Origin of the sequence: Levilactobacillus tujiorum (assembly GCF_012641185.1) — a bacterium.
In the GTDB taxonomy this organism is placed as follows: domain Bacteria; phylum Bacillota; class Bacilli; order Lactobacillales; family Lactobacillaceae; genus Levilactobacillus; species Levilactobacillus tujiorum.
On record NZ_JAAXLK010000019.1, the window covers coordinates 38,564 to 61,172 of the forward strand.

General features: G+C 48.4%; 20 protein-coding genes and 1 pseudogene. 16 read left to right on the forward strand and 5 right to left on the reverse strand.

The annotated features are described in order from the left end of the window. The first annotated feature begins 6 nt into the window (after positions 1 to 6). Positions 7 to 480 carry an SsrA-binding protein SmpB gene (gene smpB / locus HF569_RS09580; protein ID WP_168849229.1) on the forward strand — a complete coding sequence of 158 codons (474 nt, stop codon included), beginning with the start codon at positions 7 to 9 and terminating at the stop codon, positions 478 to 480. 426 nt (positions 481 to 906) lie between these two features. Next, entirely contained in the window at positions 907 to 2,673 is a 1,767-nt protein-coding gene (locus tag HF569_RS09585) for a DUF5776 domain-containing protein (RefSeq protein WP_168902259.1), read from the forward strand. Positions 2,674 to 2,717: 44 nt separating this feature from the next. Here the strand turns inward: HF569_RS09585 and HF569_RS09590 are convergent, their stop codons facing one another. Further along, positions 2,718 to 3,272 (reverse strand): LURP-one-related/scramblase family protein, encoded by a 555-nt coding sequence (locus tag HF569_RS09590; RefSeq protein ID WP_168902260.1) that lies wholly within the window; start codon positions 3,270 to 3,272, stop codon positions 2,718 to 2,720. A 219-nt stretch (positions 3,273 to 3,491) separates the two neighbouring features. On the opposite strand from HF569_RS09590, the gene HF569_RS09595 reads away from it, so the two are divergent. The 4 genes from HF569_RS09595 (at position 3,492) to HF569_RS09610 (ending at position 6,368) form a co-directional block, all read left to right on the forward strand. Then, the gene (locus HF569_RS09595) at positions 3,492 to 4,214 is read left to right on the forward strand and encodes a uracil-DNA glycosylase (RefSeq protein WP_168849232.1); all 723 of its coding nucleotides are present in this window, start codon (positions 3,492 to 3,494) and stop codon (positions 4,212 to 4,214) included. A 43-nt stretch (positions 4,215 to 4,257) separates the two neighbouring features. Next, positions 4,258 to 5,235 carry a phosphate acetyltransferase gene (gene pta, locus HF569_RS09600; RefSeq protein WP_168902261.1) on the forward strand — a complete coding sequence of 326 codons (978 nt, stop codon included), beginning with the start codon at positions 4,258 to 4,260 and terminating at the stop codon, positions 5,233 to 5,235. Between the two features lie 154 nt (positions 5,236 to 5,389). Continuing rightward, the gene (tsaE, locus tag HF569_RS09605; RefSeq protein WP_168902262.1) at positions 5,390 to 5,866 is read left to right on the forward strand and encodes a tRNA (adenosine(37)-N6)-threonylcarbamoyltransferase complex ATPase subunit type 1 TsaE; all 477 of its coding nucleotides are present in this window, start codon (positions 5,390 to 5,392) and stop codon (positions 5,864 to 5,866) included. After that, positions 5,859 to 6,368 carry a GNAT family N-acetyltransferase gene (locus HF569_RS09610; protein WP_168902263.1) on the forward strand — a complete coding sequence of 170 codons (510 nt, stop codon included), beginning with the start codon at positions 5,859 to 5,861 and terminating at the stop codon, positions 6,366 to 6,368. The genes tsaE and HF569_RS09610 overlap by 8 nt, the downstream gene beginning before the upstream one ends. A gap of 95 nt (positions 6,369 to 6,463) precedes the next feature. Here the strand turns inward: HF569_RS09610 and HF569_RS09615 are convergent, their stop codons facing one another. Beyond that, the gene (locus tag HF569_RS09615) at positions 6,464 to 7,000 is read right to left on the reverse strand and encodes a 3'-5' exonuclease (protein ID WP_168902264.1); all 537 of its coding nucleotides are present in this window, start codon (positions 6,998 to 7,000) and stop codon (positions 6,464 to 6,466) included. A gap of 24 nt (positions 7,001 to 7,024) precedes the next feature. Beyond that, positions 7,025 to 7,789 (reverse strand): exodeoxyribonuclease III, encoded by a 765-nt coding sequence (locus HF569_RS09620; protein ID WP_168902265.1) that lies wholly within the window; start codon positions 7,787 to 7,789, stop codon positions 7,025 to 7,027. 248 nt (positions 7,790 to 8,037) lie between these two features. On the opposite strand from HF569_RS09620, the gene murB reads away from it, so the two are divergent. Continuing rightward, positions 8,038 to 8,949 (forward strand): UDP-N-acetylmuramate dehydrogenase, encoded by a 912-nt coding sequence (murB, locus tag HF569_RS09625; protein WP_168902266.1) that lies wholly within the window; start codon positions 8,038 to 8,040, stop codon positions 8,947 to 8,949. Between the two features lie 21 nt (positions 8,950 to 8,970). Next, positions 8,971 to 11,106 (forward strand): cation:proton antiporter, encoded by a 2,136-nt coding sequence (locus tag HF569_RS09630; protein ID WP_168849239.1) that lies wholly within the window; start codon positions 8,971 to 8,973, stop codon positions 11,104 to 11,106. 724 nt (positions 11,107 to 11,830) lie between these two features. On the opposite strand, the gene HF569_RS09635 is transcribed toward HF569_RS09630, so the two are convergent. Continuing rightward, on the reverse strand, positions 11,831 to 12,496 hold the full coding sequence (locus HF569_RS09635; RefSeq protein ID WP_168902267.1) for a DUF1361 domain-containing protein: 666 nt from the start codon (positions 12,494 to 12,496) through the stop codon (positions 11,831 to 11,833). Between the two features lie 248 nt (positions 12,497 to 12,744). Between HF569_RS09635 and cdaA the strand changes: the two genes are divergently transcribed. The 8 genes from cdaA (at position 12,745) to HF569_RS09670 (ending at position 22,242) form a co-directional block, all read left to right on the forward strand. Beyond that, entirely contained in the window at positions 12,745 to 13,593 is an 849-nt protein-coding gene (gene cdaA / locus HF569_RS09640) for a diadenylate cyclase CdaA (RefSeq protein ID WP_168850290.1), read from the forward strand. Then, on the forward strand, positions 13,593 to 14,561 hold the full coding sequence (locus HF569_RS09645) for a CdaR family protein (RefSeq protein WP_168902268.1): 969 nt from the start codon (positions 13,593 to 13,595) through the stop codon (positions 14,559 to 14,561). The genes cdaA and HF569_RS09645 overlap by 1 nt, the downstream gene beginning before the upstream one ends. Positions 14,562 to 14,593: 32 nt before the next feature. Then, complete coding sequence (gene glmM / locus HF569_RS09650) at positions 14,594 to 15,949, forward strand: phosphoglucosamine mutase (protein ID WP_168902269.1); 1,356 nt, start codon at positions 14,594 to 14,596, stop codon at positions 15,947 to 15,949. A 272-nt stretch (positions 15,950 to 16,221) separates the two neighbouring features. Further along, positions 16,222 to 18,039 carry a glutamine--fructose-6-phosphate transaminase (isomerizing) gene (gene glmS, locus HF569_RS09655; RefSeq protein WP_168902270.1) on the forward strand — a complete coding sequence of 606 codons (1,818 nt, stop codon included), beginning with the start codon at positions 16,222 to 16,224 and terminating at the stop codon, positions 18,037 to 18,039. 360 nt (positions 18,040 to 18,399) lie between these two features. After that, positions 18,400 to 18,522, forward strand: coding sequence for a hypothetical protein (locus HF569_RS12535; protein ID WP_255457891.1), 123 nt, complete (start codon positions 18,400 to 18,402; stop codon positions 18,520 to 18,522). Positions 18,523 to 18,730: 208 nt separating this feature from the next. Next, a complete protein-coding gene (locus tag HF569_RS09660) occupies positions 18,731 to 19,435 on the forward strand; it encodes a glucosamine-6-phosphate deaminase (protein WP_168902272.1) in 705 nt (234 codons plus the stop codon). A 104-nt stretch (positions 19,436 to 19,539) separates the two neighbouring features. Then, positions 19,540 to 20,958, forward strand: a complete 1,419-nt coding sequence (locus tag HF569_RS09665; RefSeq protein WP_168902271.1) for a glycoside hydrolase family 73 protein — start codon at positions 19,540 to 19,542, stop codon at positions 20,956 to 20,958. A 198-nt stretch (positions 20,959 to 21,156) separates the two neighbouring features. Beyond that, a complete protein-coding gene (locus HF569_RS09670; protein ID WP_168850295.1) occupies positions 21,157 to 22,242 on the forward strand; it encodes an ABC transporter ATP-binding protein in 1,086 nt (361 codons plus the stop codon). Positions 22,243 to 22,517: 275 nt separating this feature from the next. On the opposite strand, the pseudogene HF569_RS09675 reads toward HF569_RS09670, so the two are convergent. After that, positions 22,518 to 22,609: pseudogene (locus tag HF569_RS09675) on the reverse strand (IS5-like element ISLpl3 family transposase); the annotation flags it as partial.

Below are 22,609 nucleotides of genomic sequence, written 5' to 3' on the forward strand. Positions count from 1 at the left end.
CAGCACTTGGCTAAGAAGAAGTCGAAGAAGACGCCAGATAACGTATTGGCTCAGAACCGCAAGGCCCGGCACGATTATTTCGTGACCGAGACCGTTGAGGCGGGGCTAGTGTTGACCGGAACCGAGATTAAATCGATTCGGGAACGGCGCATTAATTTGCAAGACGGGTTTGCTCAGGTTCGGAATAATGAAGCGTGGTTAATGAATGTACACATTAACGAGTACATTCAAGGGAACCGGTTCAATCACGATCCGTTACGGAATCGCAAACTACTCTTGCACAAGAAACAAATTCATCGGCTCGGTATCGCAGCTCAGGATAAAGGGGTGACCCTGATTCCGCTCAAAGTTTACCTAAAGCATGGTTTTGCTAAGGTACTCATTGGCGTTGCGCACGGAAAACGAGAATTTGATAAGCGAGAAACAATCAAACGACGCGAACAGGACCGGCAGATTGCGCGGGTCATGAAGCGTTACTAATCGAGGAGTACCAGCTGGACCGGTGATGGTTTGGCTGGTACTTTTTTAGTTACGCCAATTTTAGTCATCAAAGTGGACAATTTTGTTAGTTGAGAGGACGGTCAGGATGTGACTATACTCACGAATACTTAATCTGTAACGATAAATGGAAACTAAGAATGAGGAGATGGCGGTATGCTGAAATGGTGTCAGCTTAGGTAGTCTCAGATAAAATATAGCGGATGAACATTTGTATGGATTGATATATCAGCGCTTATAGTGGTTAATCTCTCGTTACCAGTTAAAGGTAATCTTAGCGGATAAAATTGTTTGAATAACCAAGCAATCGTGTTATCATGTGATTGGTAGAATGGTTGAAACAATAAATGATTTACAATAACGCAATAAGCGGGTTGTTTATCTATTCGTTAGAGAGGGGGAACCGTCGTGAAGAAAACAGCAGGTCTATTATTGGCGGGACTGGCCTTAGGACTGATCCAGCCAATCGGTGAAATCGTTTCACCAGAAGCGTGGTCGCAATCGGTGGCTCAAGCAGCCGTAGTCAAGGCAACACCTGTCACCGGACGGTATGGCACCGTCACGTGGCGATTGACCGCCGATGGCACCCTTCATTTGGGGGCTGGACAATTAGGGGAGCCAACCAATCTAATTGCGAATACAGGCCAGCTAGCGACTCAAATTGTCCTGGCACAAGGCGGAACACCCACGGCCGCAACCACACAGGCCGCCGCCGATCAGGTTACCAGCGTGGTCTTGGATGGGCCAGTTAAGGCGCCCGAAGATGCGACGGGACTGTTTGCACAACTGAGAAATGTTACCGCCTACAAGAACCTGGCGCAGTTAGATACCAGTGAGACAACCACGATGAAAACCATGTTCTTAGTCAATGATTTTGACGGTTCCCCCACGTCACTCGACGTCAGTCACTTTGATACGTCGAAGGTGACTAATATGGACTTCATGTTTTACGGTCTATCTCAACTCACGCAACTCGATGTGAGTCACTGGGACACGGGAAATGTGACGAGTCTCATGTCCACGTTTAGAGGCGATGAGTCGCTAACAACACTCGACTTTGCAGCCGGGACGTTTGCAAGTCTCAGTAACGTGATGTACGCGTTTGGTGGTGCCGGCGTCCAAACCATTCGTTTGCCAAAATTTGCACCACCAAGTAATTTTTCTGGATTTTACATGTTTACTAATGCGAGTGAACTGTCGACGTTGACGCTGGGACCCGCTACCATTCTTGGCGCGTCGACGGGATTAACGACGCCTAAAGCTAATGACACGTACACCGGTTCTTGGCAGGCTGTGGGGGATGGCACGGCACAGAATCCCCTGGGTGAAAAATTCGCAACCGGGTCAGCCGTGGCGGCGCAGTATAATCAGGCAGATAAGCCCAGCGCGGTTGAAACATACGTCTGGGAGCCGGTTGATCGGGCAATTGAGCCGCCAGTCGTCGAGCCACCCGTGGTCACACCGCCAGACAACACGGCGGCACCCGTGAGTGTTCGGTACGTAGATGACAAGCAACAAACGCTGACAAGTGATCGAACGTTGACCGGTCAGTTAGGGGACACGTACACTGCAGAACAGCTTACTTTTGATGGCTATCATCTCGCTAAGATCGAGGGGGCTAAGACCGGGACGTTCTCCAAGTCAGCTCAAACCGTGACGTTCCATTACGCCCCAGATTTAGCGACTGGCGGTGACGGTGCGACGGTGGTTCCCGTTAACGGCGTGGTTTACGCGACTAAAAAGATTGGCTTGTATCGAACGAAGACGTTTACGAAACAATCACGCCAATTTTTCTACGCTAAACAGTCCCGGACACAACGGCCCATGTTTGTCGTGACCGGCTACGCAACCTCCAAGAATGGCCATCGCCGCTATCGGGTCAGAGACGTCAATCATCATAGCAAGATGGCCGGTAAGACGGGCTATATTACCGCCAACAAGGCTTATGTGAGCTCCGCCTACTATGCAAAACGCCAGGCTAAGATTAAGGTGATCAACGCACAGGGAATTAATAGTTATCGTCAGGTTGCCCTTAAGAGAAAGGTTAAACATTATCGCAAAGGGCAGGCACTCAAGGTTAAGAAGATTGTGAACTACCGTAAAACGACACGCTTTGTCCTGACGAATGGGCAATATGTAACCGCCAATAAAAAATTGGTAATAGCAGCAGAATAGACGAAAATGCGGCCGGGACAATTGTCTCGGCCGCATTGGGTTGTTTATTCTTTTTTGGAGATGGGGGTCACCCCATTAGATGGCAGCGCGTGAGGCGACCAGAGCGGTCGTACTGTGAGCGCAGACCCTTGGGATTTCTTACCCCAGCGGTCGAGGATGGAGGCTAAGCAAATCACGAGTGCCTCGTGGTCGGGTTGATCGACCGTTAATTCGATGGTGCCCCCGCCAGACTGACTCACACGATCAATGCTGGCAATGCTTTCTCGGCCATGGGTGATGCTGAAGTGGCCGCTATTAATATTCCCCATGATGACCCAGTTCAGCCCCCGGACGAATAGGACTTCGCGGATGACGCCGAAGGTCTTGCTGACGTGGCCCACCGTTTGGCGATGATAGATCAAGCGAAATTTAGGCAGAAGGCCCAGCGTCTCTTGTTTGATCTCGCCCTCTAGTGCACCGTCGATCGTATAGACCGATAGGACATCGGCACGTAAGCCCCATTTGCCCACGAGGAGGTAGCGTGAGTCGTTATTGGCATCACGAATGACAGTCGTTGCTTTGGCCGACAAGGCGGCTTGATTAAGATACAGTTTACGCATGAAGCCCCTCCTTTGGACATTTTGTGAGTCATTACAATGAGAGATGATGGTTGTAGGGTAACACCCAAACCAGCCGATGTTAACTAATTACCCAATGCTTTCGTCATTTGAGCAGAGCTTAGTTAATGATTATTTTCATTCTAACATGTTTTGCAGTTTACGTTCGACAATATCATTTGCAGCTTGGTTATGATAGAATAAAAACGTGAGGTGTTGGGAATGAAACCGTTTATTCATAATGATTGGTGGCCGGTCTTAGAGCCGGAATTTGAGCAAGATTATTATCAACAATTGCGCCGCTTCTTGGTGTCGGAGTACCAGCATTACGAGATTTATCCGGATATGTATCATATCTTTACGGCTTTTGAATGGACGCCGTTTAGTCAGGTTAAGGTGGTCATCTTAGGCCAAGATCCTTACCACAATCCGGGTCAAGCCCATGGGTGTAGTTTCTCGGTATTGCCGGGGACACCACTGCCACCGTCGTTACAGAATATCTACAAGGAATTGCAAGACGATCTGGGGATTCAGCCAGTGAGCCATGGCTATCTGGAAAAGTGGGCCAAGCAAGGTGTTCTGCTATTGAACTCCGTGTTGACCGTACGCTATGGCAAAGCTTTTTCCCATCAGGGCCACGGTTGGGAGCGTCTAACGGACGTTGCGATTTCTAAGTTGTCGGAGCGACCGGAGCCGGTAGTCTTCATTCTGTGGGGTGCTGCTGCTCGCTCAAAGATCAAGTTGATCGATACCAAGACCAACATTGTCTTGCAGGCACCGCATCCGAGCCCGTTATCGGCTTACCGCGGATTCTTCGGTTCCAAGCCGTTTTCAAAAACCAACATCGCATTAACATCATTGGGTGAAACGCCCATCGATTGGCAGCTGCCAGAACACGTGACTGTTGATGATGGACCTGACACCACAACCAACCAACAAGCATAGGCACAGAATTGATTCGTGGGATATTTTATGGAGGTCATCATTTATGGAACTTTTTGATAGTCTTAAACAAAAGATCAACGGACAAAATAAAACCATCGTCTTCCCAGAAGGTACCGACGTACGGGTACTGGGAGCAGCTAGTCGTTTAGCAGCCGATGGGTTAATTCACGCCATCGTTTTAGGCAAACAAAGTGACATTAAGAAAACGGCGATTAATAACGCGATTGATCTGGAACCATTAACTATCTTGGATCCAGCAACGATGCCAGCAGAACAACATCAAGCGATGTTGGATGCGCTCGTTGAACGGCGGAAGGGTAAGAATACGCCGGAACAGGCGGCCAAGATGCTGGAAGATCCTAACTACATTGGGACCATGATGGTGTACATGGGTCAGGCTGATGGGATGGTCTCTGGCGCAATCCACGCAACCGGTGATACGGTGCGGCCAGCGCTACAAATCATTAAGACGAAGCCCGGCGTGCGGCGGATCAGTGGTGCCTTCATCATGCAAAAGGGCGATGAACGTTACGTCTTCGCCGACTGTGCGATTAATATTGAATTGGACGCAGCGGGGATGGCCGAAGTTGCCGTTGAAAGCGCCCAGACTGCTAAGATCTTTGATATTGATCCTAAGGTCGCCTTACTTAGCTTCTCGACCAAAGGCTCAGCCAAGGGTGACATGGTAACCAAAGTTCAAGAAGCCACTAAGTTAGCCCATGAGGCAGCACCGGAGCTTGCCGTTGATGGGGAACTGCAATTTGATGCGGCCTTTGTTCAAAGTGTGGCTGCTCAAAAAGCCCCAGATTCAAAGGTTGCCGGCCAAGCTAACGTCTTTGTCTTCCCAGAATTGCAATCTGGCAATATCGGCTATAAGATTGCACAACGCTTCGGTGGGTTTGAAGCGATTGGACCAATCTTACAGGGACTCAACAAACCGGTATCTGATCTGTCACGGGGCTGCAATGAAGAGGATGTTTACAAGGTCGCCATTATTACCGCGGCACAGTCTGTAAACTAAATTAAATGATAGATCATTAATTATCTGATAGACCAATGATCAAGTGCCCGGATTGCTATTTGTTAGCAGTCCGGGTATTATTTGTGAGGGCAAGTTTTGACTAAACCATGTGTGAATTAAGACTAATTATTTAGAAGTAAAGGGGAAAGAGACAATGTTTGAAGTAACAGTCAAGAGTCCAGAAGCCACGATGGCGCTGGGACAACGGCTAGCACCGAGCCTTCAGCCGCGAGATGTGATCTTGCTTGATGGCGACCTTGGCGCTGGCAAGACGACCTTTACCAAAGGACTGGCGCAAGGCTTAGGGATTACCCGCAACGTCAAGAGTCCAACGTTTACGATTATTCGTGAATATCAGGGGGGAAGAATTCCGCTGTACCATATGGACGTTTACCGCCTGGAAGAGGGCGGTGGCGATGAGCTAGGCCTCGATGAATACTTCAATGGCGACGGGGTCAACGTGGTCGAGTGGTCGACCTTTATCGCAGATGAACTACCAGCGAACTACCTGCGGATTGTGTTCAAACGCGATGATGCTGCTGGTGAGAATCAACGCACGCTCCGCTTCGAACCCCAAGGCGCTCACTTTGAAAAGCTCGTTCAACATTTGGAGGATGCTTCTCATGAGTGAAGATGTGACCATTCGTTTACCGGGTGCGGCAGATGCTGTGGCCTTACTGGCGCTACTGGAGCGGTTGCAGCAGGAAAGCGATACGTTTAGCTTAGCGGATGCGGATGATCCAATCAGCGCCGCACAAGAGGCGGAACAACTTGAGCAAATCAAGCAGAGCTCCAAGCATTTGCTGTTGGTCGCCTGTCTAGGTCGCCAGTTGCTAGGCGTGTTGTCAATCTCGCCAACCCCACAGGGAAATGTCGGTGAATTAGGGATTGCAGTGGAAAAGACCTACTGGCATTTGGGCATTGGCACCGCACTCGTCGATGAGGCGTTGTACTGGGCGGATACGGCTAGCAGTCTGCAAGCTGTGGGCCTCATCGTGCAAACGCGAAACGTTGCGGCAGTGAAATTGTATGAAAAGATGGGATTTGTGCGCACGCCGACACCACCCGAAATGGTGACTGATGACGATGGCGAACAGGTCAAGGCAGTGGAAATGGTTTACCGACTCGATTAGCGAGAGTGGTCAGCTGCAACCCTTTGTTTAAGAGTTGGGAAATCAAAAAGCACGAAACCTCAATTTGGTTTCGTGCCTTTTTGGCCTTGGTACAGTTAAGCGTTAACGGTAACAAAGTTTTTAAGCGGTTGTGTACCGAAGTGATTGGCTTCGTATAGCAGAATATTGGCACACGCCAGACTGTCATCGAGGGCGTTATGGTGATGATGAAGATCAATGCCTAGTTCATCGCATACGGTATTTAATTTGTGATTCGGAAATTCGGGGAAAAACTTGCGACTCGTCTTGACGGTGTCGAGGGTTAAGTAGCGTGCCGTTGGCAAATTATAGTGCTCTAGGGTGCTACGTAGGACGCCGTTATCAAAGGACGCATTGTGCGCAATGACGAGCCGGTCCCGTTGGAAGAAGGGGGCAACGTGATCCCACAACTCCGGAAAGGTTGGGGCATTGGCGACATCTCGTTCATGAATCCCGTGAATTTGAACATTCCGCCAGAAAAAATCAGTGTCAGGTTTGATCAATGAGTAAAACTCATCGACCACTTGACTGTTACGGACGATGGTGAGGGCTAGGGAACACGCGCTGTAACGCTTACCGCTAGCTGTTTCAAAGTCCATGGCAACGAAATTCAAAAATGATCATCCCTTCAAAATGGTTTAGACGGTCAACCCGTCAACATCGAGCTCGACCGGACAATGGTCGGAGCCCATGATTTGGTCTAATATTTTAGCGTCTTTTAAGTGATCTTGCAAGCGTTGGCTCGTGACGAAATAGTCGATGCGCCAGCCAGCGTTGTTGTCTCTGGCATGGAAGCGGTAGCTCCACCAAGAGTAGCGTTCCGTTGCATCCGGATTGAAATAACGGAAGGTGTCGGTATATCCCGCAGCGAGTAGCGCGCTGAATTTCTCACGTTCCTCGTCGGTGAACCCGGCGTTCTTATGGTTAGTCTTGGGGTTCTTGAGGTCAATTTCAGTGTGGGCGACGTTGAGGTCCCCGCAGAAGATCACGGGTTTCTTAGCGTTAAGCTCCTGAATGAAGGCCAGAAAGGCGGTTTCCCATCCCATGCGAAAGTCCAGCCGTTTCAGACCACTCCCCGAGTTCGGCGTGTAGCAGGTTAACACGTAAAAATCAGGATACTCCAAGGTGATTGCCCGGCCCTCGTGGTCGAAATCAGGCGCATTGATACCATAAATCACGTTTAACGGCTTGTGTTTGGTAAATAACGCCGTTCCAGAATAGCCCTTACGTTCGGCGTAATTCCAGTATTGATAGTAGCCTGGCAAGTCAAGGTCAATCTGGCCCGCTTGCAGCTTAGTCTCTTGCACGCCGAAGAAGTCAGCGTCCAACGACTTAAATGTTTCCATAAAGTTCTTTTTGACAATCGCTCGAAGCCCATTAACATTCCAAGAAATAAATTTCATGACCGCACCTCCAACTGTTACCTCTTAGTATACCAGAAGTTGCGGTCGAGTTAGGGGCGTTAGCCTACTAGCCTGGAGGTGAGCGCTAATGAGCGTAGGATTAGCAAAAAATAGCGTTTTTCTTATGAATCAATGCGCGGGACGTGCGGTAGTGGGGGAATCCATGGTAAAATAGCCCTATGACTGTTGTTTGGTGAGCTTATGTAGCGTTTTACTGAATAGCAACTTTTGAGAAACGAAGGGAAATAATGATGATGGAAGAGATTACGGCAGCATTTCCAGCGATTGAAATTTTACGAAACGAACCCTTGGCGCATTACACGCATACGTTGACCGGGGGGCCAGCTGACTATCTGGCCTTTCCGACCAATATCCAAGAGACTAAATCGCTGTTGGCCTATGCTAATCAAGAAAAGTTACCCGTTACGGTGATTGGTAATGCCAGCAATCTCATTGTTCGGGACGGTGGTATTCGCGGCCTGGTCATGATTTTGACCAAGATGAACACGATCACTGCTGACGGAAATACTGTGACAGCAGAAGCCGGTGCAGCCATGATTAAGACCACTCAGGTGGCCCAGGCGCATGCATTAAGCGGCGTTGAATTTGCCGCCGGAATCCCCGGTAGTGTCGGGGGCGCCGTTTTCATGAACGCCGGGGCTTATGGGGGTGAAATCAGTGAAGCGGTCACCGCTGCGGAAGTGTTAACGCCTGAAGGTGAGATTCGAACGCTCAACGCTGAAGAATTAGACTTTGGCTACCGGCACAGTTCCGTTCAGGATTATCACGATATTATTTTAACGGCGACCTTTTCACTCAAACCCGGTGATGGGCAAGCTATTCAAGCGCAGATGGACGATCTGAACGCCCGTCGCGCTGCTAAACAACCCTTGGACTTGCCATCTTGTGGGAGTGTCTTTAAGCGACCTACTGGGCATTACACGGGCCAACTCATTCAAGAAGCGGGGTTGCAAGGCAAGCAGTTAGGTGGCGCTCAAGTATCAACGAAACACGCGGGCTTTATTGTGAATATTGACCATGCGACCGCAACGGACTATCTGAATTTAATTCACCACATTCAAGAGGTCATCTGGCAAGAAGACCAAGTTCACCTAGAAACCGAAGTTCGGATTATCGGTGAAGAACCAACTTCAAAATAAGAGAAAAAGGGGGGACCCTATGTGCCTATAGTTGAAGCAGTGATTTTGTTAATTGTTCTGGTCCTATTTTCTAATATTATCAGTCACTACCTCACGTTTATTCCAGTCAGTTTGATTCAAATTGCACTGGGGCTAGTCGTCGCTTTAGTTTGGCAGTTCGAAGTGCCACTAGAGACCGATTGGTTTTTATTATTGTTCATTGCACCATTACTGTATAATGATGGTCGCCGTTTTCCCAAACGCGAATTGTGGCGGTTGCGGGGGCCCATCTTTGGAAATGCGATCTGGCTGGTCTTCTTGACGACCTTACTGGGTGGCTTTCTGATCTACGAATTGATCCCGAAGATGCCGCTGACAGTGGCCTTCGCTTTGGCGGCGATCTTGTCGCCAACCGACCCGGTCGCCGTTCAGTCGATTTCTAAGCAAGTGAAGCTCCCCGCCAGTCTCATGCACTTGGTGAGTGGGGAAAGCCTCATTAACGATGCGAGTGGCCTGATTGCCTTTAAATATGCGATTGCGGCGACAGTCACTGGGGCCTTCTCGATAGGCACTGCGGTGGGTGACTTTGTCTATATCAGTATCGTTGGGTTGCTGTCGGGATTGATCTTCATGACGGCCATCCAGTTGCTGATGGACATTCTCCGCCGGCAGGGCATTGACGATGTGATTTTTAACACCGTTTTACAGATTGCGACACCATTTGTCATTTACTTAGTAACGGAAGAAATTACCCACGCTTCCGGCGTGATCGCGGTGGTGACAGCTGGCGTCTTGTTCCACGCACGGGAAAGTCGAATTGTAGAGGACTCACCGGAGTTAAAGCTGGTAACCGAAAAAGTCTGGGATATTATTATCTATTCATTGAACGGTATCGTGTTTGTCATTTTGGGAATCGAGTTACCGGTTGCCACGTCGCAGGTCATCAAGGGTGGTCAGTTCAACACGGGCCAGGCCCTGTTCTTTGCCCTGATGGCGTGGGTCGTCTTGGTCGTTATTCGGACGTTGTGGACGTATGGCTACATTCTCTTCCAACGGCTGACCCACAATCATAGCGATGAACGACCGGGGTTTCGGACGGCGGTGTTGTCAGGCCTCTCCGGTGTACGGGGGGCCGTTACCATGGCTGGGGTGCTGTCAGTGCCAACGGTAATTGCCAGTGGTGCTGACTTTCCAGCGCGGGCATTGATGTTATTCGTCGCTTCTGGGGTCATTATTATCAGTTTAGTGGCAGCGACCATTATGCTGCCGTTAATTTCCACGGATAAACAACCCTTACAGACGCGGGCGAGTGCCAGTGATGACATTGCTAATGATATTAACTTAGACGATGACGTCGAAGAATTTCCAGAGGAGCCGGTTCGTCAGATCAGCGAAGAAGAAGCGCGGGCTTACATTATGCGGCTGGCAATTTCTAAGATTGAAGAATTGCGGCGGCCCAAGAATCAACGGGCAGCCTACGACTTGATTCTAGACTACCAATTCATTATTCGGCGATTGGAAATGAGCTATCGGGCCGATACGGTGATGCAAAAGGTTTTGGACGATGAGATTAAGTTACGTCAGGTGGCAATTGATGGCGAACGGGCGACCCTAAAGGAACTCCGTCAGGGAGAAAAGATTACGCAGACCAGTTACGTTGGGGCACTGCGGCGAATTGAAAACTTAGAGGGACGGTTGACCCAAGTCTCGGGGCATACCATGCCGGGCATGATCAATTATTGGCGCCGATTCTTCAAGCATTTATGGCGGGATGCGGCGTATTGGTTACACTCTGAGGATACCGATCGCTTACACGCTGAAAACAACCTAATTGAACGTGAGACTGCCAAGACGGCGATCAAGGCGTTATCGGAGTATCTGGCGCGGACGGACATTGATGAGACGCAGTTCGATAACCAAGCCGTTTATCACTTGTTGGTTCAATACCGTAATCGGATTGAGCGGGCCAAGGCGGCCACGGCGCCACATCATAATGATGACTATCAACATCAGATTAATAAATTACGGGTGCGGGCGCTAGGTGCGGAACGGACTGGGATTCAGACGCTGTTAGAGGCGGGGAATATTACGTGGATCCAGGCTACCCATTTACGTCAGTACGTGAACTATGCTGAAAATGTACTGGTGATGTCGTTGACGGATGAAGAGGGCGAATAGCTTCCTCAGGTCGGCATTCAGTGCCATCAGTGCAACTAATAAAACTGTGTTCAGGCTGTTCCTAAAGCGGACGGCTGAACACAGTTTTTTATTTATACTGAAAGATGAAATAATCTAACTTATCTTAACGTCATGAATAATTTGTTTTATTAAACCTATCGCGCTCTGGCTGCCAGAAACTGCCGCCTTACCGTTCGCCAAATTTGAGCTGGAGCGCTGTGGGGAGGACGGCTCGAGCCATAGAGCGGTCTCGAACCTCGCTTTGAGCCGAGAATCACGTCTCAAAGGCGCCATTTACCAAGAGAACCCACTTGGTAAATCCCACGGCTGAGCTCAAATTTGACTCACTCACGGCTACGTTGAGGTTGTCAATTATCCTTGGTTGAATACGAACACATCGTTTTTTAAGCAATTTTCTATTCAACGACTACTGTAACCGGAGGAGGGCAGAGATGGAGCCAGCTGTGTCGACGGTGTAAGCCGATCCTCGGCTTACAGCGTGGGACGCGTTTGGAAACTGACGGTCTTAGTCAGGTTTCAAACCGAGCCGGAGGACCGCTTCCCAGGCCGCAGGCGTTCCCCACAGCAGGCGGAATCTCTGCCAGCCGCAGGTGACTGGTTCGGACTACTTTTTTCTAGATTATTTAAGCTTTAACGACGACTTTCGTTCTAAATTTACGGCACAAAAAAGGACGCCGGCTTGAAAAGTCGTCGCCCAAGATGTTTAATCGGGTAATTCACTTTGTTGATGGTTGTGCATGATTAGGTAGAGAATCCAGTAACAGAAGAGCTGGATGAAGGTCAGCAGGCCCACGAAGATCCACATATTACTGGTCCACATATTCATGATTGGCCGGACAAACTGTTCCGGATTGATGAAGAGGTAAACGGTGTGAATTCGCAAGAAGCGGCCGATGTATAAGCCCACGGACGTTAGGAAGGTGAGCAAGACAACCACTAACACACGAATAAGGCCGTTTCCGCGGGCGATACGCGCGGTCACTGTTTGACTCACATAGTTCAGACTCCAGAAGCCTAGTAGAGTACAACTCATCGCGCTGATAATCATGTACGTGAAGTAGATCCACAGGTGCGGCGTCACACGTAGTAAGCCGCTGAGCGCATAGGGTTGTAGCAGGGACAAGTGGAAGAGGTCCGTTAATAAGTAAGGCGCATTCGGGTAAAATAACAGCCAGACGATCAGCAATGGCCAGAATAGCCAGGCACTCTTAGGCTTGTTAGCTCCCAGGTGAAAACTCAGCTCAATGGGGATGTACCCCAGGAAAGTGTTGAGGATGAGAAATGAGAAGGGGTCTTTGGCCCGGAAATACAGGAAGACTAGCCAGACAACAAAGAATATTCTGATTTCCCACCGGGCCCGCCGATTCATTAGTCATCACCCTTCCCTTCCACGAATACTTAACTTTATTTTACAGCCTTTTGGTCAAAAATGACCGGAATATGACTTCTAGTTTACCAGAATCCTTTTAAGAAAATACTGATTTAAGTTGAGCTTAATCTTTCCGTAAAATTTACGCCAGTGACGCGGCGATTTACCAGGGGATTCTGCGGATTCGGGGCGAAATGTCAGCGGCCCCGTGCTATAATGAAATTTGAATTCAATTTGGAGGGAAAGTCATGAACCTGGATTGGGGCAATCTCCTTACAATAGGGAATCTAGTCAATCTGCTCGATATTTTAGTCGTGTGGTTTGTCATTTATGAATTGATCGTGATGTTACGGGGAACTAAGGCCATCCAGCTCTTCCGTGGGGTCATTTTGATCTTATTGGTAAAGTTCGTCAGTTCTTATCTGGGGCTTAACACGGTATCGTGGTTAGTCGACCAGGTGATCAACTGGGGGGTTATTGCCATCATTATTATCTTCCAGCCGGAAATTCGGCGGGGCCTGGAACACTTGGGCCGCGGATCATTGTTCGTGCGGATTCGTCATGAAAACGAAGCGGCTAATCGGATGATTGAGGGCCTGGATAAGGCCATTCAGTACATGTCGAAGCGCCGAATCGGAGCGTTAATGACGATTCAACGGGATACTGGATTGGAAGACTACATTGAAACGGGAATTGATCTGGATGCGGAACTGACCGGGGAATTGTTGATTAACATTTTCATTCCCAACACGCCTTTGCATGATGGAGCGGTCATCATTCGGGATAACCGGATCGCAGTGGCGGCGGCCTATCTGCCACTATCCGAGAGTAATTTAATTCCTAAGGAGTTGGGGACGCGTCACCGGGCAGCCGTCGGGATTTCCGAAGTAACGGATGCGTTGACGATCGTCATTTCTGAAGAGACCGGCGAAGTGTCAATCACCAAGAACAACGAACTCTTGCGGGGATTGACGCAGGCCGATTATCTGAAATTCTTGCGGGATGAATTAGTTAATGAAGAAGCGGCTAACAGTGGTAACGTCCTGGTTAAGGCCCTAGATTGGTTTGATCAACGCTTTAGAGGGGGGCGGCGCTAATGAAAAATGAGCGTTATACAACATGGCTGTATCGAATCTTAGCCCTCATCTTAGCGATTCTGTTGTTTTTCTACGTGAATAGCACGAAGTCTTCCACCAGTACGCAATCGACGAGCTCGACGAATAACACGTCGTTGACGGCTACGAAGACGATGACCGTATCAGTCCCTTTACAACTCAACGTCAACAGCAATAAGTACTTCGTGACGGGGTACCCACAGAAGGTGAAAGTGACCTTGCGTGGGCCGCTGGCGTTAGTCACTACTACGGCAAATACGCAAAATTTTAAAGTTTACGCGGCTTTGAGTGATCTGGGCGTGGGCAAACACAGAGTGACCCTACACCAAGAGGGTTTGAACCATGAGATTGAGTCGAAGATTTCTCCGGCTAAGATTACGGTGGATATTGAACCACGAAAGACGGTCTCCTTCCCCGTCAAGGTACGGTACAATAGTCAAAATATCGCTGCCGGTTACTCACCGGGCAAGGCAACTTCTGACGTGACGAGCGTGAAGGCTACCGGAGCAGCTAACGAAATCTCCCGGATTAAACAGGTGATTGCTCAGCTGACGGTGCCACAGAACTCGAAGAAGACTGTAAATAGCCAAGCGGTGATCGAAGCCTTGGACAGTCACGGCAATACGGTCAACGTGATCTTAACGCCATCAACGACGACGGCCAATCTGCCGATTACGTCGGATGGTGAGAGCAAAAAGGTCGGGTTAGACCTGAACGCGAAGAATGGCTCGTCCGGAACGACGTATAAACTAACCAGTAACGTATCCAAAGTGACGGCGTATGGTAGTGCGTCGCAACTGAAGGATCTGGATAGCGTCGCCGTGGACGTCGATGTCAGCGATGTGAAGAACAATACGACGAAGACGGTCACCCTCGACACGAGTGACAATGACGTGACGGCATTTGACCCGTCAACGATTAAAGTGACGATCAAGGCCACAACAAATTAACGAAAATTGTTTGAGAAATGAGGAAAATGACGATGAAGTATTTTGGAACTGATGGCGTCCGTGGGGTTGCCAATCAAGAATTGACGCCCGAGTTAGCATTTAAGGTTGGCCGTTTTGGCGGCTACGTGTTGACGCAACACGCTGATAGCGAGAACAAGCACCCCCAAGTTTTAGTTGCGCGGGATACGCGGATTTCTGGTCAATTGCTGGAAAATGCGTTAGTTGCTGGTCTCCTATCGGTCGGGATTGAAGTGCTCCGGTTAGGCGTCATCTCAACGCCAGCCGTGGCCTACTTGGTACGGACGCAAGGTGCCGCTGCCGGGGTAATGATTACGGCCTCACATAATCCGGTAGAATACAATGGGATCAAGTATTTTGGGAACGATGGCTACAAGCTTTCTGACGAAATGGAAGAAGAAATTGAAGCACTGTTGGATGGCACTAGCGATGAATTGCCACGGCCAGCCACGGAAGGCTTGGGGACCGTTGAGGATTACTCTGAAGGTAGTCAAAAGTACATTCAATTCCTGGAACAAACGATCGCGGATGATCTTGAAGGCCTGCACATTGCCGTAGATTCTGCCAATGGTGCTACCAGTGGCTTAGTTTCACGGTTATACGCCGACTTGAATCTGGACTTTGACACGATCGCTACGACGCCCAATGGGTTGAATATCAACGACCAAGTGGGGTCAACGCACCCCGAACAATTACAAAAGTTTGTGGTCGAACAAGGTGCCCAAGTGGGCTTGGCCTTTGATGGTGATGGTGACCGGTGTATTGCGGTGGATGAGCAAGGTCACATCGTTGATGGTGATAAGATCATGTACATCTGTGGGAAATACATGGCGGAACATGGCCGGTTAAAGAAAGATACGATTGTGACGACGGTGATGAGTAACCTGGGGATGTACAAGGCCATGGCCGCTCACGGGTTACAATCAGTCAAGACTAAGGTTGGGGACCGTTACGTGGTTGAAGAAATGCGTAAGTCTGGTTACAACCTGGGTGGCGAACAGTCTGGTCACGTGGTCTTCTTGGACTTTAATACGACCGGTGATGGCTTATTGACTAGTTTACAATTACTCCACATTTTGAAGGTAACGGGGAAGAAGCTGTCTGAATTAGCAGCGGACGTCACCACGTACCCTCAAAAGTTAGTGAACATCAAGGTAGCAGACAAGCAGGCGGCCCAGGACAATCCGAAAGTGCAAGCGATGATTGCCACGGTTGAAAAAGAAATGGCCGGCGACGGTCGGGTCTTGGTTCGGCCTTCTGGGACAGAACCCTTACTGCGGGTAATGGCGGAAGCACCAACTGAAGAATCAGTGGCCGCATACGTTGAACGAATCGCTGAAGTAGTTCGGGCAGAAGCCGGGATTGACTAGTTAGTTAATTTGGAAAAAGAGTGAAAAGAAGGGACTTGCCACTGGTGCAAGCCTCTTTTTTTCATGAAAATCCGTTATAAATATTGTGATAGACCAGTTTGATATTTTTTGATTGACAACCCCTGCTAAACGCTGTAAAGTAAAGTCATTCAGAAATGTTTTTCAAAATGTTTCAGTCTATACCAATTTATAAGAAAACAGATACATTTCTCAATTAATCTACCGACCCTCCTGTGTTTCTGGGACTGGCGTCGAGAAAAGGAAGATAACTTATGTGTGGAATTGTTGGGGTTACTGGTAATGACAATGCCGTTAAAATCTTATTAAATGGTCTCGAAAAGTTGGAATACCGGGGCTATGACTCAGCTGGTATTTATGTAAATGATCAAAAGGGTCAGGACTACTTGGTTAAGACTAAGGGGCGGATCTCAGAATTGCGCTCTAAGGTGACGCCAGACGTTCATGGGTCAACCGGGATTGGCCACACGCGTTGGGCAACCCATGGTGTTGTGAGTGTCGACAATGCTCACCCACATTTTTCAAATGATGATCGCTTCTACTTGGTTCACAACGGTGTGATCGACAACTTCCAAGAACTAAAGGCTAAGTACTTAAGCGACGTTCCTTTTAGAAGCCAAACGGATACTGAAGTCGTGGTTCAACTGATTGACAAGTTTGCCATTGAAGATAATTTGGACGCCAAGGCTGCTTTCCTCAAGACTTTAGGCCTGCTCAAAGGGTCATCTTACGCTTTCTTGATGATGGATCGGGAACAACCAGACACGTTGTTCGTTGCTAAGAACAAGAGCCCACTGTTAATTGGTGTCGGCGACGGGTTTAACGTGGTCTGCTCCGATGCTTTGGCCATGCTGAAGGAAACGCATGAGTTCTTGGAGCTCATGGATGGTGAAGTGGTAACCATTACACCAGATAAGGTAGCTATTCAGGATGCTGTGGGGAACCCCGTAGAACGCAAGCCATTCCACGTTGACATGAACGCGGATGCTGCTGATAAGGGAACCTACCCATTCTACATGCTGAAAGAAGTCGACGAACAACCTAACGTGATGCGGAAATTAGCACAGACGTACCTGTCAGAACACGGTGTGCCACAGATTGACCACAAGCTGTTGGACGCCATGGAAGCTGCCGACCGGTTGTACATTGTGGGTGCCGGAACGAGTTACCATGCTGGTTTGGTCGGCAAGCGCCTCTTTGAAAAGTTGGCCCACATCCCAACGGAAGTTCACGTTTCTTCCGAGTTCGCGTACGAACAACCGATGCTGTCCGAGAAGCCTTTCTTTATCTTCTTGACCCAGTCTGGTGAAACTGCGGATAGTCGAGAAGTCTTGGTTAACGTGAACGATGCCGGCTACCCTAGCTTGACGATCACGAACGTTCAGAACTCGACGTTATCGCGTGAAGCGACGTACACGTTGCTCCTGCACGCCGGTCCAGAAATTGCCGTGGCCTCTACCAAGGCGTACACGGCGCAGATTGCTCTGGAAGCAATCCTGGCTAAGGCCTTAGGCGAAGCGACTGGGCAAATTGTGGCCCAAGATTTCAACGTGCGGCAACAGCTAGGCCTGGTGGCAACCGGGATGCAGGCGATCGTTGACGAAAAGGATACGTTGGAAAAGATGTCCAACGACTATCTGATGAAGTCCAACCGGGCGTTCTACATTGGCCGGGGCATTGACCACGCTGTTTCGTTGGAAGCTGCTCTGAAGTTGAAAGAAATTTCATACGTTCAGGCTGAAGGTTTTGCTTCCGGTGAATTGAAGCATGGGACCATTGCGTTGATTGAAAAGGACACGCCAGTTATTGGCTTCATTACCCAGGCGAAGACTGCTGGTTTGACGCGGAGCAATCTGCAAGAAACCATGGCACGTGGGGCGAAGACGATGACGATTGTTCGGGAAAGCTTAGCTATTGACGGCGATGATCTGGTCTTACCAGACGTTGACGAAATGTTGATGCCACTGTTAAGTGTGGTACCGGCTCAACTACTGGCTTACTACACGAGCTTGAACAAGGGTCTGGACGTGGATAAGCCACGTAACTTGGCCAAGAGTGTGACGGTTGAGTAATTTTAAATAACTTAAGTTTCGTGAGAGCTGCTCGGTTTTGCCGAGCGGCTCTTTTTTTACCTTTCAAAGGTTAAAGGTTGAAACTTAAAAAATTCTGTAAGGGCCGTGGCATCACGCTTGAATGATTGAAAAATAGACAACATAGATGATTTCTGTCGCCTTACCGTTCGCCAACTTTGAGCTGGAACGCTGTGGGGAGGACGGTTCTCAAGCCCCACAGCAGGCGGAAGCTTTGACAGCCGCAGGTGATGTGCGACCGGCTTAATAGATTTTTCCAAGAAAATGGCTTTTTCTTGCGTCGCTTCGGCTTTCGTTGTATAGTACATTCATGAAAACATTGAAAAATCGAGGTGACATTTAATGAAATATACGAAACGAGTCGATGCTCATAAAAATCAAAAACAACGCGACGCGACCTTTGAGAAGTTCAAGAAGCAGCAGAATGCTTTGAGTGCCAATCGACGGGGGATTCGCCGGAAATAGGATGGTCACTGTTAAAAGCAGTGGACATCCTTTTTGTTTGCCGATTAAACTGATTAGGGACTGATGAAAAGACTAGCGGTTAAGTGGTGCGAATTTTCAAAAAAGCAAAAAAGTTGAGCTGTTTACTTGAAAAATTGGTATAGAGCATTTATAATCGGACTATACCATTAGGAGAGGGAGACTGAATGAAATGAAGCAATTAACCAACATGAACGTTCAAATCGTCAGTGACAAGCAGGCTGGCGGCCAAGCCGGATTCAAGATTTTCCAACAAGCGATTAACCAAGGAGCCAAGGTCCTAGGACTGGCAACGGGGAGCACGCCTGTGACGATTTATGACCAACTCGTGGCCAGTGATCTGGACTTCAGCCAGTTGACGTCCGTTAATCTTGACGAATATGTCGGGTTAGCTGCGGATCATCCGCAGAGTTACCATTACTTCATGCAACATCATTTATTTGACCGCAAACCATTTGCACAATCATATGTTCCAGATGGTTCTAATTTGGACGCTACGGCAGCCACGCAACAGTATGACCAAATTATTGCTGACCATCCGATTGATCTGCAACTTCTAGGATTAGGCCAGAATGGTCATATTGGGTTTAACGAACCGGGAACAGATCCAAAATCAACCACGCATAAGGTGGCCTTGACGGATTCCACTATTGCCGCTAATGCACGCTTCTTTGATGACGCGGATGAAGTCCCACGTTACGCTTACTCAATGGGCATTGGCTCCATTTTGCAAGCTAAGGAAATCCTCATCGTAGCTTACGGTGAAGCCAAGGCGGCAGCAGTGGCCGCTATGCTCCAAGGCCCCGTTACGCCTGATGTTCCAGCAAGCTATTTGCAAACGCATCCTAACGTGCAAGTCATCTTAGACGATGCGGCTGCTAGTCAACTAGACTAACTAACCGGGTTATCCGCATAAATCTTACTAATTTTCCTTTAAGCGCTTCCCTAAATTATGGTATTCTTAGTGTGTGGTTCGATTTTAAGGGGGAAATTGGTAAGATGAAGCGAATGAAGAAGTGGCTGCTCGCGGCACTCGTTGTGGGTGTTAGCGCCGGCAGCATAGGACGGGTTGGTCATGCGGCGACCACAGATCCTCAAGGGTTTATTAACCAGTTGAAGAGTCCGGTCACCTCCGTGGCCAATCAGTATAAACTCTATCCATCCGTGATGATGGCCCAGGCAGCACTAGAGAGTGCGTGGGGGACCAGTGAGCTGACGACCCAAGCGAATAATTATTTTGGAATTAAAGGGAGTTACAACGGCCAATCAGTCGCGATGAAGACCGCAGAATACAATTCGAACGGTCAGCTGTATTACACGACGGCTAACTTTCGGAAGTATCCCAGTGCGAAAGCATCGATGACGGATAATGCCCAGCTACTGCGAAATGGGACCGTTTATAATCCTAAGATCTACAGTGGAACGTGGCGGGAGAATGCAGCGACTTACAGTGCAGCGGCTAATTCGTTGACTGGAATTTACGCAACCTCGCCGACGTATGGAACGAGTCTGATTTCAATCATTAAGCAATACAGCCTAGACACCTTGCTTGATGGCAGCGGTGATGGTAGTTCTGTGGATTCTGGCTCATCCAGTACCACTAAGCCGACAGTGACCTATGCAACTGCTAAGTATTATGGTGCGACGGGAAACCAAACGGCGCGTTTGAGCAGTAAGCACACGCACTATGTGTTGTACAATCACGTGAAGAATACGCGAGCTAACATCACCAAGACGTCTTGGAATAAGCTCAATGACTACACAGGACAGCAGGTTTATTTGGACATGCGTGCGGTCAAGACGGACCCTAAGTCGAAGAAAAAGACCACGTGGTACCGGGTACGTTTCTCCAGTAAGAAGACCGCTAAGAAGTACTGGCTGTACACGGGAGGGCTCACCTTCCCAACGGTTAAGTATACGAGTGGCACCGCGAAGGTTAGGATTAACAGTGGGATGAAGGGGAGTTATTACGATCACGTGTATAACTCACCCTATCTGGCCAAAGCTAAGGGCTCACTGAGTAAGTTGACGGCCAAGACTTATACGGCGGACAATCAAGCGATTCGCAATCAGGATGGGTATAAGACGACCTGGTATCGGATTAAAGTCGGCAATAAGAAGTATTGGATTGCGTCAACAGAAGCGGCGGCTAGCCCACAGTACGACTACGTGGTCTACACGGCTGCGAGTGGTAAGAAAAAGCTGGCAAGTAAGTACAGCAAGTACCACGTTTACAACCATATCAAGAATACCCACTTTGACCAGAAGACGTTAAAATGGCCAAGTGGCAGTAAAAAAGGGACAAAAGTTACCGTTAATTTGAAGGGCACGAAGACGGCGTATAAGACGACGTGGTATCGGATTCAATTTAACGGGAATAAGACCAGATACTGGGTCGATGCCAGGGCTTTACAATAAAGGTGGCAAGGGAACCGTGAGTCATTGCGGTTCCTTTTGTTTTGGGTCATTGACAGACGGGGCCTAAAGAAATCTCTAAGGCCAACGAGAAATTACCCATAGGCGGTAGTTTTTTGGTATAATACACAAGACTGAGCTCATGAATGACGAATGAGCCATACTAGGAAACGTTAATAACTGAGTTAGGAAGTTTAATTCATGGATAATTCTTACAAAATTAAGGTCCAAAATGTCACCAAGGAATATGACCTCTACAAGAGTCAATCAGAAAAACTGCGGTCGTTCTTTTCCCTGAGCAACACTAAAGTGCCACATTTCTGGTCACTAATGGGAATTTCATTGGAAGTTAAACCGGGTGAAACGTTAGGTTTGATCGGGGTCAATGGTTCGGGTAAGTCCACGTTGTCCAACATTATTTCTGGAATCATTCCCCAAACGACGGGAATTGTGGATGTTCGTGGCGACACGTCAATCATTGCGATCGGTGCCGGTCTGCGGGGTAATTTAACCGGTTTAGAGAACATTCGGCTGAAGGCGTTGATGCAAGGCTTAACGAATCCAGAAATTGATGCGTTAATGGACGATATCGTTGGTTTTGCCGATATTGGTGATTTCTTGTACCAACCCGTCAAGAGTTACTCCTCTGGGATGAAGTCACGGCTGGGATTCTCAATCGCCGTCCACGTTAATCCGGATATCTTGATCATTGACGAAGCGCTGTCAGTTGGTGACGATACTTTCTACCAAAAGTGTGTGGACAAGATTGCGGAATTTAAGGATGAGGGCAAAACGATTGTCTTTGTCAGTCACTCGTTGAAACAGATTGAAATTCTGTGTGATCGGGTCGCTTGGATTCACTATGGGACGCTCAAGGAATTGGGTGCCACCAAGGATGTTGTCAAACATTACCGTGAGTTTACCAAGTGGTTCAAGGGCCAAACCAAGAAAGAAAAGAAGCATTTTCAACGTCAAATGAAGGAGAACCAAAAGGCCTTCGACATTGATGCTTATCAGAAGCAGGTAACGGAAGAACGTCAAGCGGCAGAACCGAACGCAACCAATATGGCGGCCCGGGTTAAGAAGGACTTTTACGGGTCAGTCATCAGCGAAAAGATGGGCTGGGGCACGCGCCTGTTGACCATCGCCGTGGGAATTATCTTTGTGTTGACGTGTTTGACGAACATTTCGGGACATTCAGTGGGGGATGTGGTGCAACACCCAAGTAACCTGGTTCATCCCGAAACGGTGCTGCACGATGCCAACACGACACAGAGCGTTAAATAAAATTAAAATTAAATGATAAAATGAATAGATTTTTATCATTTGGCGTGGTATCTTTAACTTACCATTTATTTACCCCTTTATTTGATTTCCCAATGAATTGAATAGAGGTTTATCTCTCATTTGGTGAAGACTAAATGGCAAACACTACCGGACGCGGTGGTGTTTTTTTGTTAGGGCGAGAAAAGATCAGTAAAATTAATGAAAAGAGTGGTCGAACGAAAAAATTTTAAAATAAATATTCAATAATTTTCAGACAACTAGGGTCCGTCTGAAAACTACTTAAGTAAGATGCAAATTGAGGCAATGTAAACCGTAGCCAGATAAACATGAGCGAGCTTATCATAACGCGTTGCAATCCTACGAAAGT

Bases quoted from the DNA above. Each gene is read 5' to 3' on its own strand.
- glmS (WP_168902270.1), top strand. From the start codon at position 16,222: ATGTGTGGAATTGTTGGGGTTACTGGTAATGACAATGCCGTTAAAATC.
- HF569_RS09595 (WP_168849232.1), top strand. From the start codon at position 3,492: ATGAAACCGTTTATTCATAATGATTGGTGGCCGGTCTTAGAGCCGGAA.
- HF569_RS09590 (WP_168902260.1), bottom strand. From the start codon at position 3,272: ATGCGTAAACTGTATCTTAATCAAGCCGCCTTGTCGGCCAAAGCAACG.
- murB (WP_168902266.1), top strand. From the start codon at position 8,038: ATGATGATGGAAGAGATTACGGCAGCATTTCCAGCGATTGAAATTTTA.
- HF569_RS09620 (WP_168902265.1), bottom strand. From the start codon at position 7,789: ATGAAATTTATTTCTTGGAATGTTAATGGGCTTCGAGCGATTGTCAAA.
- HF569_RS12535 (WP_255457891.1), top strand. From the start codon at position 18,400: ATGAAATATACGAAACGAGTCGATGCTCATAAAAATCAAAAACAACGC.
- HF569_RS09635 (WP_168902267.1), bottom strand. From the start codon at position 12,496: ATGAATCGGCGGGCCCGGTGGGAAATCAGAATATTCTTTGTTGTCTGG.
- glmM (WP_168902269.1), top strand. From the start codon at position 14,594: ATGAAGTATTTTGGAACTGATGGCGTCCGTGGGGTTGCCAATCAAGAA.
- HF569_RS09665 (WP_168902271.1), top strand. From the start codon at position 19,540: ATGAAGCGAATGAAGAAGTGGCTGCTCGCGGCACTCGTTGTGGGTGTT.
- HF569_RS09645 (WP_168902268.1), top strand. From the start codon at position 13,593: ATGAAAAATGAGCGTTATACAACATGGCTGTATCGAATCTTAGCCCTC.
- HF569_RS09670 (WP_168850295.1), top strand. From the start codon at position 21,157: ATGGATAATTCTTACAAAATTAAGGTCCAAAATGTCACCAAGGAATAT.
- cdaA (WP_168850290.1), top strand. From the start codon at position 12,745: ATGAACCTGGATTGGGGCAATCTCCTTACAATAGGGAATCTAGTCAAT.
- tsaE (WP_168902262.1), top strand. From the start codon at position 5,390: ATGTTTGAAGTAACAGTCAAGAGTCCAGAAGCCACGATGGCGCTGGGA.
- HF569_RS09610 (WP_168902263.1), top strand. From the start codon at position 5,859: ATGAGTGAAGATGTGACCATTCGTTTACCGGGTGCGGCAGATGCTGTG.
- pta (WP_168902261.1), top strand. From the start codon at position 4,258: ATGGAACTTTTTGATAGTCTTAAACAAAAGATCAACGGACAAAATAAA.
- HF569_RS09660 (WP_168902272.1), top strand. From the start codon at position 18,731: ATGAACGTTCAAATCGTCAGTGACAAGCAGGCTGGCGGCCAAGCCGGA.